Annotated in this window: 1 protein-coding gene; it reads left to right on the top strand. The window is 57.9% G+C overall.

Translation table 11 applies throughout. The features are described 5' to 3' along the window. Window positions 1–192, top strand: a 192-nt coding sequence (locus CVH10_RS26955; RefSeq protein ID WP_219924980.1) for a hypothetical protein, incomplete at its 5' end; no start/stop codon positions are given. Window positions 193–261 lie beyond the last annotated feature (69 nt).

Genomic DNA, 261 nt, shown 5'->3' with positions numbered 1-261 from the left:
GCGCGGCAATTCAACCGCAAGGATATGCGGCTCGTCGCCTATCCGCCGCTACGCGGCGTTCAGTCCCTAAATAAAGGAAGTGGTGCCGCTTGCGTGACTCGAACACGCGACCCCATCATTACGAATTCGACGGAAGCAAATCTGTCAAATCCAGACGGCGCATGGCTTTTGGCACCAATCCGCTGCCGGTGAAAGGCCCCTACCCACACACTACCCATTTTGGGCCAAGCGGTCGGCTCGGGCACTTCCGAAGTTACGATC

The organism is Halomonas sp. ND22Bw, from assembly GCF_003011945.1.
GTDB lineage: Bacteria > Pseudomonadota > Gammaproteobacteria > Pseudomonadales > Halomonadaceae > Halomonas > Halomonas halophila.
This window is presented reverse-complemented; position numbering and strand designations above follow the sequence as displayed.